12 protein-coding genes are annotated in these 14,124 nt (G+C 64.8%); 4 read left to right on the top strand and 8 right to left on the bottom strand.

Annotation, left to right across the window (positions count from 1 at the left end):
* Nucleotides 1-192: 192 nt before the first annotated feature.
* The 3 genes from ptsP to B4L76_RS08335 are packed head-to-tail and all read left to right on the top strand — an operon-like array spanning nucleotide 193 to nucleotide 5,729.
* Complete coding sequence (gene ptsP, locus B4L76_RS08345; RefSeq protein ID WP_296231763.1) at nucleotides 193-3,045, top strand: phosphoenolpyruvate--protein phosphotransferase; 2,853 nt, start codon at nucleotides 193-195, stop codon at nucleotides 3,043-3,045.
* Complete coding sequence (gene pfkB / locus B4L76_RS08340; RefSeq protein WP_296231762.1) at nucleotides 3,046-3,993, top strand: 1-phosphofructokinase; 948 nt, start codon at nucleotides 3,046-3,048, stop codon at nucleotides 3,991-3,993.
* Nucleotides 3,990-5,729 (top strand): PTS fructose-like transporter subunit IIB, encoded by a 1,740-nt coding sequence (locus B4L76_RS08335; RefSeq protein ID WP_296231761.1) that lies wholly within the window; start codon nucleotides 3,990-3,992, stop codon nucleotides 5,727-5,729. Before pfkB ends, B4L76_RS08335 begins: the two co-directional genes overlap by 4 nt.
* Before the next feature lie 59 nt (nucleotides 5,730-5,788).
* Here B4L76_RS08335 and B4L76_RS08330 read toward each other — a convergent pair whose 3' ends face one another.
* On the bottom strand, nucleotides 5,789-6,010 hold the full coding sequence (locus B4L76_RS08330) for a DUF3820 family protein (protein WP_289134240.1): 222 nt from the start codon (nucleotides 6,008-6,010) through the stop codon (nucleotides 5,789-5,791).
* A 201-nt stretch (nucleotides 6,011-6,211) separates the two neighbouring features.
* Between B4L76_RS08330 and B4L76_RS08325 the strand changes: the two genes are divergently transcribed.
* Nucleotides 6,212-6,688 carry a ferritin-like domain-containing protein gene (locus B4L76_RS08325; protein WP_296231760.1) on the top strand — a complete coding sequence of 159 codons (477 nt, stop codon included), beginning with the start codon at nucleotides 6,212-6,214 and terminating at the stop codon, nucleotides 6,686-6,688.
* Here the strand turns inward: B4L76_RS08325 and B4L76_RS08320 are convergent.
* The 7 genes from B4L76_RS08320 to norR form a co-directional block, all read right to left on the bottom strand.
* Nucleotides 6,685-8,175, bottom strand: coding sequence for a sensor domain-containing diguanylate cyclase (locus tag B4L76_RS08320; RefSeq protein WP_296231759.1), 1,491 nt, complete (start codon nucleotides 8,173-8,175; stop codon nucleotides 6,685-6,687). The genes B4L76_RS08325 and B4L76_RS08320 overlap by 4 nt on opposite strands.
* A 297-nt stretch (nucleotides 8,176-8,472) precedes the next feature.
* Nucleotides 8,473-9,807: an OprD family porin gene (locus B4L76_RS08315; RefSeq protein ID WP_296231758.1), complete on the bottom strand. Its 1,335-nt coding sequence runs from the start codon at nucleotides 9,805-9,807 to the stop codon at nucleotides 8,473-8,475.
* A 204-nt stretch (nucleotides 9,808-10,011) separates the two neighbouring features.
* The gene (locus B4L76_RS08310) at nucleotides 10,012-10,236 is read right to left on the bottom strand and encodes a hypothetical protein (RefSeq protein ID WP_296231757.1); all 225 of its coding nucleotides are present in this window, start codon (nucleotides 10,234-10,236) and stop codon (nucleotides 10,012-10,014) included.
* A 174-nt stretch (nucleotides 10,237-10,410) separates the two neighbouring features.
* Nucleotides 10,411-11,145 carry a YkgJ family cysteine cluster protein gene (locus tag B4L76_RS08305; RefSeq protein ID WP_296231756.1) on the bottom strand — a complete coding sequence of 245 codons (735 nt, stop codon included), beginning with the start codon at nucleotides 11,143-11,145 and terminating at the stop codon, nucleotides 10,411-10,413.
* On the bottom strand, nucleotides 11,142-11,453 hold the full coding sequence (locus B4L76_RS08300; RefSeq protein ID WP_296231755.1) for a hypothetical protein: 312 nt from the start codon (nucleotides 11,451-11,453) through the stop codon (nucleotides 11,142-11,144). The genes B4L76_RS08305 and B4L76_RS08300 overlap by 4 nt, the downstream gene beginning before the upstream one ends.
* An 87-nt stretch (nucleotides 11,454-11,540) precedes the next feature.
* Nucleotides 11,541-12,440 carry a chemotaxis protein gene (locus B4L76_RS08295; RefSeq protein WP_296231754.1) on the bottom strand — a complete coding sequence of 300 codons (900 nt, stop codon included), beginning with the start codon at nucleotides 12,438-12,440 and terminating at the stop codon, nucleotides 11,541-11,543.
* Between the two features lie 69 nt (nucleotides 12,441-12,509).
* Nucleotides 12,510-14,063 carry a nitric oxide reductase transcriptional regulator NorR gene (gene norR, locus B4L76_RS08290; protein WP_296231753.1) on the bottom strand — a complete coding sequence of 518 codons (1,554 nt, stop codon included), beginning with the start codon at nucleotides 14,061-14,063 and terminating at the stop codon, nucleotides 12,510-12,512.
* Nucleotides 14,064-14,124: the final 61 nt, after the last annotated feature.

Genomic DNA, 14,124 nt, shown 5'->3' with positions numbered 1-14,124 from the left:
AATTGTCCGACAGGATGGGGCTTTTTCCCCGGCAGATTATCGAGTAACGTGGCCGCCTGGTCAGGTTAAACGTTTCAGCCGCCGAATTTCCTGCCTCGGCTGCCACCCGTGCAAGGCTGTCGAACTGGCCGTTCCTGTGAATTTCACAACAATACTCCAGTACCCGACCGGGAACTGCAAAAGGAGAAGGTCATGCTCGAGCTCGCCAAGGAGCAGATAGCCATGGGCCAGAAGGCCGCCAACAAGGCCGAGGCATTGTGCCTGCTGGCCGACCGGCTGGTCGCTGACGGCCTGGTCGCCGAGGGATACCTGCAAGGGCTGCAGGCCCGTGAGGCACAAGGCTCCACCTTTCTTGGCCAGGGCATTGCCATCCCGCACGGCACTCCGCAGACGCGTGACCTGGTGTACGCCACCGGCGTGCGCCTGCTGCAGTTTCCCGAAGGTGTGGACTGGGGTGATGGGCAGATGGTCTACCTGGCCATCGGCATTGCCGCCCGCTCCGACGAGCACCTGCGCCTGTTGCAACTGCTGACCCGCGCCCTGGGTGAGACCGACCTGGCCGAAGCGCTGCGCCGCGCCGGTAATGCCGAGGCCTTGCTCAAGCTGTTGCAAGGTGCGCCCCAGGAGCTGGCGCTGGATGCGCAACTGGTCGGCCTGAACCTGCCTGCGGAGGACTTCGACGAGCTGGCCTGGCGCGGCGCCCGCCTGCTGCAGCGGGCCGGGTGCGTCGACAGCGGGTTTGCCGCAGTGCTGCAGCAGGCCGAAGCACTCCCGCTGGGCGAGGGCCTGTGGTGGTTGCACAGCGAGCGCCTGGTGCGCCAGCCGGGCCTGGCCTTCATCACCCCGCAGCAGCCACTGCGCTACCGCGACCAGCCGCTCAACGGCCTGTTCTGCCTGGCCAGCCTTGGCGCTGCCCACCAGGCCTTGCTCGAACGCCTCTGTGAAGTGCTGATCGAAGGCCGCGGGCAGACGCTCTACCAGGCCACCAGTAGCCGTGCGGTGCTGGAAGTGCTGGGCGGTGAGGCGCCGGCGGACTGGCCCAGCGCGCGTATCGTGCTGGCCAACCCGCATGGCTTGCATGCCCGCCCGGCCAAGGTGCTGGCGCAACTGGCCAAAGGCTTCGAGGGCGAGATCCGCGTGCGCCTGGTCGACAGCGCGCAGCCGGCAGTGTCGGTGAAGAGCCTGAGCAAGCTGCTCAGCCTCGGTGCCCGCCGTGGCCAGGCGCTGGAACTGCTGGCCGAGCCAGGCATCGCCGCCGATGCCTTGCCGGTGCTGCTGGCTGCCATCGAACAAGGTTTGGGCGAGGAAGTGGAGCCGCTGCCGCAGGCTGACGCGCCTGCCCCTGGTACTGCCGCCGAAGTGCTGCAGGCGCCGCCGGCCGGTAGCCGTGTCCAGGGCGTGGGTGCTGCCCCGGGCATTGCCAGTGGCCCGGCGCACCTGTGTGTCGAGCGCGAGTTCGACTACCCGCTGCGCGGCGAGTCACTGGTCCAGGAGCGGCAGAAGCTGCGCGAAGCGCTGGCGACTGTAAATAGCGAACTGCAGGCCCTGGTCCAACGCAGTGACAAGGCCATTGGCGAGATCTTCGTGACCCACCAGGAAATGCTCGCCGACCCGGCCCTGAGCGATGACGTCGAGCAGCGCCTGGCCCAGGGCGAAAGCGCCGCGGCGGCATGGATGGCGGTAATCGAGGCGGCGGCGCGTCAGCAGGAATCGTTGCATGACGCCTTGCTGGCCGAACGTGCCGCCGACCTGCGCGACGTCGGCCGCCGTGTGCTGGCGCAACTGTGTGGGGTGCAGGCGCAGCCTGAACCGGAACAACCGTATGTCCTGGTGATGACCGAAGTCGGCCCGTCCGATGTCGCCCGGCTCGACCCGAGTCGTGTGGCTGGTATCGTCACTGCGCAGGGCGGCGCCACCGCCCACAGCGCCATTGTCGCGCGGGCCCTGGGCATTCCGGCAGTGGTTGGCGCTGGCGCGGCAATGTTGCTGCTGGAGGCCGGTACGCCGTTGCTGCTCGATGGCCAGCGCGGGGTGGTCAGCGTGGCACCGCCGACAGACGAACTGCAACGTGCCCTGGCCGAGCGTGACCTGCGCGAGCAACGCTTGCAGGCTGCCTGGGCCAACCGCTTCGAGCCGGCAGTCACCCGCGATGGACATGCCATCGAAGTGTTCGCCAACATCGGCGAAAGCAGCGGCATCGCCAAGGTGGTAGAGCAGGGCGCCGAAGGCGTGGGCCTGCTGCGCACCGAGCTGATCTTCATGGCTCACCCACAGGCGCCGGACGTGGCCACCCAGGAGGCGGAATACCGACGCGTGCTCGACGGCCTCGACGGCCGCCCGCTGGTGGTGCGTACCCTCGATGTCGGCGGCGACAAGCCACTGCCGTACTGGCCGATCGCCGCCGAGGAAAACCCGTTCCTCGGCGTGCGCGGGGTACGCCTGACCTTGCAGCGCCCGCAGGTGATGGAGGACCAGCTACGCGCCTTGCTGCGGGCTGCCGACCAGCGCCCGCTGCGCATCATGTTCCCGATGGTTGGCCAGGTGCACGAGTGGCGCGAAGCGCGGGCCATGGTCGAGCGCCTGCGGGCGGAGATCCCGGTGGCCGACCTGCAACTGGGCATCATGGTCGAGGTGCCTTCGGCGGCCCTGCTGGCCCCGCAACTGGCGCGCGAAGTCGACTTCTTCAGCATCGGCACCAATGACCTGACCCAGTACACCCTGGCCATCGACCGTGGCCACCCCAGCCTCTCGGCCCAGGCCGACGGTCTGCACCCGGCAGTGCTCAGCCTGATCGACATGACCGTGCGCGCAGCCCATGCCCATGGCAAATGGGTAGGGGTGTGCGGCGAATTGGCAGCTGACCCGCAGGCGGTCGCCGTGCTGCTCGGCCTGGACGTGGACGAGCTCAGCGTCGCGGCGCGCAGCATTGCCGAAGTCAAGGCCCTGGTCCGCCAGGCCGATCACCAGACGGCCCGCGCCCTGGCGCGCGAGGCCCTGCAACAGGACAGCGCCGCAGCGGTTCGCGCGCTGGTGGAGCGTTACTGAATGGCCAAGATCCTTACTCTTACCCTGAACCCGGCGCTGGATATCACCATCGGGCTGGATACCTTGCGCCCGGGGCAGGTCAACCGCAGCCAGGTGCAGCACAGTCACGCCGCGGGCAAGGGGCTGAACGTTGCCCAGGTACTGGCCGACCTGGGGCACAGCGTCACGGTAGGCGGTTTCCTCGGCAGCGATAACCTGCAGCCATTCGAAACGCTGATCCAGTGGCGTGGCTTTGCCGACTGCTTTGTTCGCGTGCCCGGCGAAACCCGCAGCAACATCAAGCTGGTCGAGGCTGATGGCCGCGTCACCGACATCAACGGCCAGGGCCCGGAGGTGGACGAGGCCGCACGCAGCGCCTTGTTGCGCCTGCTGGAGCAGGTCGCTGCCGGGCATGACGCGGTAGTGGTGGCGGGCAGCCTGCCGCGCGGCATCAGTGCCGAGTGGTTCCGCCAATTGCTTGAGCGACTCAAAGCCCTGGGACTGAAGGTCGCGCTGGACAGCAGTGGCGAAGCCCTGCGGGCTGGCTTGCAGAGCGCTCCGTGGCTGGTCAAGCCGAATACCGAAGAGCTGGGCGAAGTGCTGGGCCTGGCGGTGGAGAACCCGCAACAGCAGCGTGCCGCTGCCGCGCGCCTGCTGGCCAATGGCATCGAACACGTGGTGGTGTCGGCCGGCGAACAGGGCGTCAGCTGGTTCAGCCGCGACCTCGACATGCATGCCTGCCCGCCCAAGGTGCGGGTAGCCAGCACGGTAGGGGCGGGGGACTCGCTGGTGGCCGGCATGGTCCATGGCCTGCTGCAGGGCGAAGCCCCGGCACAGACCTTGAGCCGTGCTACCGCCATCGCCGCCCAGGCGGTGACCCAGGTGGGTTTCGGCATCCGCGACCGGGTGCAACTGGCGCGCCTGGAAGCCGCTGTGCAACTGACAGAACAACAAGAGGGTTGCCGATGAACATTGCCATTGTCACCGCCTGCCCCAATGGCCAGGTGTCGAGCGTGCTGAGCGCGCGTCTGCTATCCGCCGCGGCCCAGCGGCGCGGCTGGAGCACCAGCGTCGAGGTGCAGGACGTCGAGCACCCTGAGCGGCAACTGAGCGCCGCGCAGATCGCCGAGGCTGACTGGGTACTGGTGATCAGCACCGGGCCGGTCGACCTGTCCCGTTTCGTCGGCAAGCGCGTCTACCAGAGTACGCCGTCCCAGGCCCTGACCGATCGCGAGGGCTTCCTTGATGAAGCGGCGGTCAACGCCCAGCTGCTGGCGTGCGTGGCAGACAGCCCGGCCGAAGTCACCAGTACGGGGGTACGCATCGTAGCGGTCACCGCCTGCCCGACTGGTGTTGCGCATACCTTCATGGCCGCAGAGGCGCTGCAACAGGCTGCGCAGCAACTGGGCTACCAGCTCACCGTAGAGACCCAGGGCTCGGTGGGTGCGCGCAACCCTCTGTCGGCCGAAGCCATCGCCGCTGCCGATGTGGTGTTGCTGGCTGCCGACATTGAAGTGCCCACCGCGCGTTTCGCTGGCAAGCGTATCTACCGTTGCGGCACCGGCATTGCCCTCAAGCAGGCTCGTACCACCCTGGACAAGGCCCTGACCGAAGCCAAGGTGGAAAACAGCGCCGATGCCGCAGCGGCGGCTGGCCCGACCAAGGGCGAGAAAACCGGGGTATACAAGCACCTGCTTACCGGTGTGTCGTTCATGCTGCCAATGGTGGTGGCGGGCGGGCTGCTGATAGCGCTGTCGTTCGTGTTCGGTATCGAAGCCTACAAGCAGCCGGGTACGCTGCCGGCGGCGCTGATGCAGATCGGTGGCGAGGCTGCATTCAAGCTGATGGTGCCACTGCTGGCGGGCTACATCGCCTGGTCGATCGCTGACCGCCCCGGGCTGGCACCTGGCATGATCGGCGGGCTGCTGGCCAGCACCCTGGGTGCTGGCTTCATCGGCGGCATCATCGCCGGCTTCCTCGCCGGTTACAGCGCCAAGGCCATTGCCCGCTGGGCACGCCTGCCCAGCAGCCTGGAGGCACTCAAGCCGATCCTGATCATCCCGTTGCTGGCCAGCCTGTTCACCGGCCTGGTGATGATCTATGTGGTTGGCCAGCCGGTGGCGGCGATGCTCGAAGGCCTGACCCACTTCCTCGACAGCATGGGTACCACCAACGCCATCCTGCTGGGCTTGTTGCTGGGCGGCATGATGTGCGTCGACCTGGGCGGGCCGATCAACAAGGCCGCCTATGCCTTTTCGGTGGGGCTGCTGGCTTCGTCGAGCTACGCGCCGATGGCGGCGACCATGGCCGCGGGCATGGTGCCGCCGATCGGCCTGGGTATTGCCACCTTGCTGGCGCGCCGCAAGTTCGCCCAGAGCGAGCGCGAGGCGGGCAAGGCAGCCCTGGCGCTGGGCCTGTGCTTCATTTCCGAAGGGGCAATCCCGTTTGCCGCCAAGGACCCGCTGCGGGTCATCCCCGCCAGCATCGCCGGTGGCGCGCTGACCGGGGCCTTGTCGATGTACTTCGGTTGCAAGCTGATGGCACCCCATGGCGGCCTGTTCGTGTTGCTGATCCCGAATGCGATCAACCATGCGGCGCTGTACTTGCTGGCAATCGTGGCTGGGAGCCTGCTGACCGCAGTGGTGTATGCACTGATCAAGAAGAGCGAAGGGGTAGAGCTGGCGGTAGCACCGGCGAAAGGCTAGAGGTCTGGGTTGGCCGCACAGGCTCTTTGCGGGTTTACCCGGCGAGGAGTCTGTGCCGGCTAGCGCCGATGTTTCTGCCGCAACGGCACCAGCAGATCGCCCAGCCCGTTATGGTCGATCTCGTGCATCAGCGCCAACAACCCGCCCAGCTCCCCCGACGGGAACCCTTTGCGCGCGAACCACGCCAGGTAGTCGCCCGGCAGGTCGGCGATGACCCGGCCCTGATATTTGCCAAACGGCATGCTGCGGGTCACCAGCAGTTCGAGGGTTTCCGGCTTCATCATCGGCACACCTGGCCATAGGGAGCGCCGACCATACTGCAATCTGCACGAATGCCCAAGCGGCAATCATGCAGAACGCCGCTTGCCGGCGTCACGGTGGTTCGCCTAACTGATTGATATTCTTAGGTTTCCTGTTTTGAAACGGGTTGGCACGATCGCTGCTCCTGTCTTGTGGACTATCACCTGCCAAGGAGTTTTGCCATGAGCAACCCGAACAAAGATGTGATCGATGTACTGAACGACCTCATCGAGTACAGCAAGGACGGCGAAAAGGGTTTTCGCGAATCGGCCGATGATGTCAAGAACCCGGAACTGAAGGCCTTCTTCGTACAGCGCGCTGGCGAATGTGGCAACGCCGCAGCCGAGCTGCAGAGCGAGGTGCGCCGCCTGGGCGGTGACCCGGAAACCTCGACCAGCCTGAGCGGTGACCTGCACCGTGGTTGGGTCAACTTCAAGTCCATGCTCACCGGCAAGAGCGAAGAAGCCGTGCTGAACGAGGTCGAGCGTGGTGAGGACTATGCGCTCAAGGCCTACAAGGATGCCCGCGAAAAACTGGTCAAGCTGGGCCGCACCGCCAGCGACCAGACCTACAACCTGGTGGAGAAGCAGCTGCAGGGCGTGCAGCGCAACCATGATCAGGTCAAGGCGCTGCGCGACGCTGCTCGCGCCCGGTCCTAATCGGCCGGCCCCTCTACCCGGTTGCGGCCCTTGGCCTTGGCCCGGTAGAGCGCCTCATCTGCAGCACCCAGCACCCTTGCCAGGTCGTGCTGGGTGTCTGACAGGCCGATGCCGATGCTTACCGTGACCGAGCGGGCGTCATCGGCAAACGGCGCCAGCGCCTCGACACTGGCGCGTATGCGCTCGGCCAGCAGCTGCGCGCCGGCGAGATCGGTTTCCGGCAGCACCACCTGGAATTCCTCACCGCCATAGCGTGCCGCCAGGTCGGCGGGGCGGCGGATGCATGCCTCGATGGTTTTTGCCACCTCGCGCAAGGCATGGTCGCCACCAGCGTGGCCATGACGCTGGTTAAATGCCTTGAAATGGTCCACATCCACCATCAACACTGCCAATGGCTTGCGGCTACGCTGCGCGCGCGTCCACTCCTGGCGCAACACCTGGTCGAGGCGGCGGCGGTTGGCCAGGCCGGTCAGGCTATCGGTGGCGGCCAGGGTTTCCAGGCCTTGTTCAGCTTCTTGTCGGCGGCGCAATTCGCGGCCCAGCAACAAAGTCAGCCAGAGGATGCCCACGCACAGCAGCCCGGTGGCGACACTGACCATGATCGCAGTGCGGCGCCATGACTGGAACACTTCATCGGCCGAATGCGCAACCAGCACGATCAATGGCAACTGGTGGACGCGCGCAAAGGTATAGATGCGCAGCTTTGCGCTGCTGCCGGAGCGGGCGGTGAAGCTGCCGCTCTGTTCGTTGAGGATACGTTTGAAATTGGGTCGGTCGGCGTAGTTGCTGCCGATCAGCGGATCCTGTTTGCGCGATGGCTGGCGCGCGAGCAGTTGGCCGTCCGTGTTGAGCAGGTTGATGCTGCTGTCGTCGCCTATATCCAGGCGGCGAAACAGCTCGCTGAAGTACGACAGGCGTAACGCGCCCGCGGCCACCCCGGCGAACTCGCCATTGGGCCCGGAGATGCGCCTGCTGAAACTGATGCACCAGTCCAGATCGCCGAGCAGGGCCTTGAACGGTGGGCCCACCAGCAAGCCGAGGTTGGCATTGCGCTGGTGCGCCTGGAATACCCCGGTGTCGCCGAAGTTGGCTTTGCGCGGCACACTGCTGGTGGAGTCGCCTACCACGTTGCCCTGTTTGTCCAGCCACAGCACATCCCCGCGCTTACGGTCGACAAAGGCTTCATTGAACAGGAGGCGTTGGCGCAGTGGGCCGGGTATCTGCGCCAGCTCCTTGCGCCCGACCGCCCAGATCAGCCCCTGCAAGGACTGGTCGTAAAGCTCGGCGTTGCGCAGGATGTCGCTTTCGATCAGCTCGACGATGTTGCTGGACGAGCGGATCGCCGACAGCTCGACGCTGTCGCGCTCACGGGCCAGCAAGTAGCTGACGATGGCTACAATGGCGAGCACGGCGAGGCAACTGCCCAGGTTGAGGAACAGCTCGGGGTGTGACCTGTAGAGTGCGAAACGCGGGGGTCGGGGGATCATGCTCGCTACTGCGTGGGCAGGGCCATTCGCGGCGGCGCCATTCTAGGGAAGTGAGGATTGTCGAACAAGATTTGTCCGACGGAATCACGCAAGCGATTCTGCGCAGCCCATCGCCGCCAAGCCAGCTTCTACAGCTACCGCGCCGCCTGCCTCGCGGATAAATCCGCTCGAGGTTTTGTGCCGGCTTCGAGTTGACGCGGTAGCTGTAGGAGCGGCTTCAGCCGCGATCTATGGCGAAGCCGGTGCCATCCACCGCGTCGGCGAACCGAGGGCAAGGCCCTCGCTGGCGGTTTCGAATCAGAACACATTCAACGGGTAATCGACGATCACTCGCAATTCATCGTTATCGCTGTTGCTGTCGATCGAGGCATAACCCTGGCTGCCACGGTGCACGGCATAGCGTACCAGGACCGACAAGTCCTTGAGGTCGCCCTCCTGGAACACGTACTTCACATCCAGGTCACGCTCCCAGTGCATCGCGTTCTCGCCGTCGGCACGGTAGTAGTCGTAGTGGCTGGTGTCCTGGGTAGCCTTGGTCAGATCGGCCTCACCGCGCGAATATGAAAGCGAACTGGTCAGGCCTGGCACACCCATGCCGGCGAAATCATAGTTGTACTGCAGCTTCCATGAGCGCTCGTTCGGCGCGTTGAAGTCCGAGTACATGCGCGAGTTGTCCAGGTAGATGCTGTCACCAAGGTTGATGTAGTCGAACGGCGTGTCGCCATTGACCCGCTGGTAGGCGGCGGTGACGCTGTGGTACCCGGCGTTGACGGTGAAGTGCACGCTGTAGGTATTGTTGTCGATCTTGCCCAGTAGCGCCTGGCCGGTTTCCTGGGTGTGGTAGAAGTGGATGCCCGGGTTCAGGCTGACCAGGTCGTTGACCACGTAGGTGTAGTCGAAGTCAGCGTAGTACTGGTTCCAGATGTCCTTCAGCTCGGCGGCATACAGGTTGGTGGTGATGTTCGGGGTGCCGCTCCACGACACGCCGGCCCAGTTCAGGTGCTTGCTCTTGTCGTGCTCGTCCAGCGCGCCGTAGTAGGTGTCGATGCGGCGGTGGCCGCTCTGGTTGTAAGGCTTGGTGAAGCTCACCTGGCCGCCTTCGAGCAGCAACCCGTCGATGCTGGTATTGGTCAGGCTCACGCCACGGAAGGTCTGCGGCAGCATGCGGCTTTCGCCCCCGGCAATTACCGGGTTGGTGAGGAACAGGTCACCCGCCTTGAACTCGGTGTCGAACGCCTTGAGCTTGAGCGCGGCCCCAGCAGTGGAGAACGAATGCGGGGCTGCGCCCAGCTCGCCGTCGTCCTTGATGTGCTCGGGCAGGATGCTGGTGCCGGCGTGGCCGCCACCGCCATCGAGCTTCAGGCCCAGCATCGCATGGGCATCCAGGCCAACGCCAAGCACGCCCGGGGTGTAGCCCGACTCGAAGCGCGCCACCGCGCCCTGACCCCACTCGCGGGTGTCACGCACGCTGGCGTTGTGGTTATCGCGATTGAAATAGGCATTACGAAAGTGCAGGTTGAGGGACGACCCTTCGATGAAGCCATCAGCCTTGTCTTCATCTGCCTGGGTGGCGAAAGGGATCGTTGCAGTCAACGCAATGAACAGCGGGGTAAAACGAAACGCGGAAGGCACCGGTACTAGCTCCTTGGGTCGGGCGGTGGGGCAGTTTTTATTTTCGAATGTGCGTGTTTTTATAGGTAAAGGTTACAGCCGGGCTGATAGTTGAAGCACATAAAAAAAGCCGCTGATCGGCAGCGGCTTTAAAAGGCTAACATATCGGCACCGGTGGTGCCCATGGCGTAGCCAAGGGAAATCGGGAGCAGTAACTGCGCTCGCTCAGCTGTCGGCATTGGTGTCGACAGAAACTTTGGAAGCTGTCTGGTTTGCGTCTTTGGTGCTATCGGACTGCTGCGCGGCGATGGCGTTGCGAGCTTCCTGATGAACGGCGGCCAACTCGGCATTACGGGTGATGAAAGCCTGGGATTCTTCGGCCATGGCCAGCGGCGACAACAACAGGGAAGACAGGACGAAGACGCTGGCAATACCCTTACTGTTGGACATTTGAAACTACCTTCTTGCAGTGCAAGTGCTAATGAGGACAGGGCTAAAGTTAGCCCTTTCAATACACTTGAAACAGAGCGAAGTGCGATAAGCACTGTTGCGCAAAAGGTAATGATTGCACAGCAAAGCAATCGCCATTCGCCGTGAACCCCCGTGCTAGGCGGGACGGCTTGTTCAGAAGCCGATGAAGGCGTAGTACAGCGAGGCTTGTTGAGTTATGTGCAAGCCGTACCCCTGCAAGCTCGACCCTAGCGCTTGGTCCTCCACATGCAGGACCCAAGCTGCCCCGTCATCTTCCGGCAGTTGCGCCAGGGCGGCGGCAAACGCGCCCATGTCGGGCAGGTAAGCCGTAAAGCCATTGCCTTTGAGCGCACTGGTAGTCATACCTAGCGCCTGGCATACCTGCACCTTGGCCGCGATGTCGTTTCTGTCGGCCTCACGCGAGGCGTGCACCAGTGCCTGCAACCCGGCATCGAGCAGTTGCGTGCCGTGAATCAGCTCAGGCCCCTGCTGCCAGGCTTGCGGCGGACAGTCCTTGCTTGCAGGCCGCAGCGGGATATGCGGGTTGATCTCTACCGGATAAATGCGGCAGACCAGCGGGCGGCGGTCATAGATGGTGCACCGGTCATTGTCGTCGAGGTTGCGGCAGCGCCCGGGGTTGAACGCGGCAAAGGTCACCGCGACGCGTACCTCGCCGGTGCCGCAGCGCACGGGATGGGAACGGCGCATCACATGCTCACGCTGCTCCAGCGGCATGCCAGGGCCATCGGTCACGAAAGCTTCGATCAGGACCACCACCTGGCCGACATCCGCCGCCCAGTGACGGGCTTCGGCCAGGGTCAACGGCACGTGGTGGCCGGTGCAGCACTTGCCGCAGCCGGTGCAGGCGAAACGCAGGCTGTCGGTCACTTGACCTCCGGGCTCCATTCGCTGACGAAAGCCCGTTGCTGGCGGCGGTCGTACAGGCACAGTTCGGTGCCGGTACGCTGCTGCATGTGTTGCTGTGGGTAGACGCCCTCGATCAGCAGGGCACTCATGCCGACCTGGTCATCGAACTCGGCAGGCTTGCTGCGAACGTGGGCGTCCTTGAACTGGCTGGCGGCCAGGCAGGCCTTGAGCATCTGCTGGCGCTGCTCGTTCCAGGCCTGGCTGCTGGAGGCTTGGGCGATAGCGCTGAACAGGGCACAGGTGATCAGGATAGCGCTGAAGAACTTCATGGACGACTCCGGCAAGTGGCTTGCGAGAGGCGCGATTATGCCCATCTCAACCCCTATGACAAGCCGGGGAGTTTGTCGCAGGATTTGTCAGCGCTCGGCGAACACCACGGTACGCGCTGCCACTACCAGGCAATCGGTCAGTTCCGGGGAGGAGAACTTGGTGAGGATTGCATTGGCCCCGGCCAGCCTGGCCTTCTCGGCGCTCATGGTGCTGTCGAGCGAGGTATGCAGCAGGATATAGAGGTGCTGGAAGTCCGGGGTCTCGCGCAGGGTGCGGGTGAACGCGTAGCCGTCCATCTCGGACATTTCGATATCGGAGACGATGATGTTGATCTCCTGTGCGGTGCCCTGCAGCTCCAGCAGGACATTGATGGCGTCCCTGGCACTGCGCGCGGTGTGGCATTCCATGCCGAGGTTACGCAGGGTGTGCACCGACTGTTGCAGGGCCACCTGGCTGTCGTCTACAACCAGGATGTTGGCGGCAGCCAACAGGCTGACGTCTTCTTCGCTCAGGGGGCTTTGGGGGGGCTCGGGTGCCGGCGGGGCAATGGCGTGGATGACTTTTTCGATATCCAGCACCTGTACCAGGGTATTGTCGACCCGGGTTACACCGGTGATGAACGAGCGGTTGCCCGAGCCGTAGGGCGGCGGTTTGATGTCGGTGCTCAGGCAATGCACGATGCGGCTGACCGCCTGCACATGCAGGCCCTGGCGCGAACGGCTGATCTCGGTGACGATCAGGCAGCCACCGTCCGGGTCGGCCAGTGGCCGTTCGCCGATGGCGCGGGACAGGTCGATGACCGACAGCGGGTTGCCGCGCAGGGTCGCCACGCCTTTTACGTGGGGGTGCGACTCGGGCAGCTTGGTCAGCGGTGGGCAAGGGATGATCTCGCTGACCTTGAGCAGGTTGATTGCCATCAACTTGCCGCTGCGCAGCGTGAACAGCAGCAGGGACAGCGAGTCCGCGCGGGCATTTTGCGTGGCCATGGTGACCTTCGTCGGGAACAGGGGTAACCGGTTATCGGCCTGATCTGTTCGGGCTTTAGCGACACCCCGTCAGCGTAACCCCAGGCGGCGGGCCAGACGGCTGAGGTTGGCCCGGTCCAGGCCAAGTTCCCGGGCGGCAGCCGCCCAGTTGTGCTGGTGCCGTTGCAGGCAGGCTTCGATCAGTTGGCGCTGGTACAGGTCGACGGCTTCGCGCAGGCCGCCCTCGGGCAGCGCCGCTTCCTGCATTGGCGCGGCAGGGGAGGCGAGCGTGGTGGGCGTTACCGTTGCGCGCAGGTCCAGGTCCATGGCTTCAAGGGTGAGAATGCGTGGCCGGTCGGCGTGCTGGCCCAGCGCCTTGAGCGCAGAGCGACCGATCAGGTGTTCCAGTTCCCGCACGTTGCCCGGCCAGTCGTAGGCCAGTAGTGCCGCCTGGGCGCCGCTGCTCAGGCGCAGGCTGTTCAGGCCCAGGCGCGAACGGTTCTGTTCGAGGAAGTAGCCGGCCAACAGCAGCACGTCGCGGCCTCTTTCGCGAAGCGGTGGTACATGCAGCGGGTAGACACTCAGGCGGTGGTAGAAGTCGGCGCGGAAGTTGCCGCTGCGCACCTCTGCCGCCAGGTCGCGGTTGGTGGCGGCGATCAGGCGCACGTCCACCCGGTGTTCGCGGTCCGAGCCAAGGCGCTGCAGCTGGCCACTCTGCAATACCCGCAGCAACTTGGCCTGTACTGCCAGCGGCAGTTCACCCACTTCATCGAGGAATAGTGTGCCGCCGTTGGCCAGCTCGAACTTGCCGCGGCGCTCGCCGTGGGCGCCAGTGAAAGCGCCGCGTACATGGCCGAACAGTTCGCTTTCCACCAGCGTATCGGGCAGTGCGGCGCAGTTGAGGCTGATCAGCGGCTTTTCGGCGCGGTTGCTGGCCCGGTGCAGGGCCTGCGCCACCAGCTCCTTGCCGACACCGGTCTCACCGGTGATCAGCACGGTCAGGTCGCTGCCCCCGACCAGGCGAATTTCTTCTACCAGGCGCTTATGGGCCGGGCTCTGGCCTATCAGTTCCCTGTCCTGGCCGCTGGCCTGGCGGTAGATCTCGGCACGGTGGTGCTCGTCTTCGGCGCGCAGGGCCAGGTGTTCGATACGCTCGGCCACGGTGACCGTGGCAGCGGCCAGGCTGGCAAAGGCCTGCAGGGCATCCAGTTCCAGGCTCTGGAATTGCCCTGGGGTAAGGGCGTCGAGCGTGACCAGGCCCCAGGGGCGCTCATCGACCATCAGCGGGCAGCCCATGCAGTCATGAACTTCCAGGTTGGCATCGGCGGCGTTGACCAGGCCGTCATAAGGGTCGGGCAGTTCGGAGTCACTGGCGAAGCGGGTGGGTTCCGGGCGGCTGAGCAGGACCTGGAAGCGCGGATGCTCGCTGACCCGGAATCGCCGGCCGAGGGTATCCGCGCTCAGGCCGTCCACCGCCAGCGGCACCAGCCACTCGCCATCCAGACGCAGCAGCGCGGCGGCGTCGCACGGCAGAAGTCCACGCATGGCCTGCAACAGGCGCCGGTAACGTTCCTGGTCCGGCAGGTCGCGGGACAGGTCGCTGACCAAGGGCAGAAGGGTGGTGAGCAACGGCTTTGCAGTCATATGGACTCCTATAGGTCGATATGACTATACGCTGCGCCGGGTCGTTTTGACATGATCACTG

Source organism: Pseudomonas sp. UBA4617, from assembly GCF_002386445.1.
Lineage (GTDB): Bacteria > Pseudomonadota > Gammaproteobacteria > Pseudomonadales > Pseudomonadaceae > Aquipseudomonas.
This window is presented reverse-complemented; position numbering and strand designations above follow the sequence as displayed.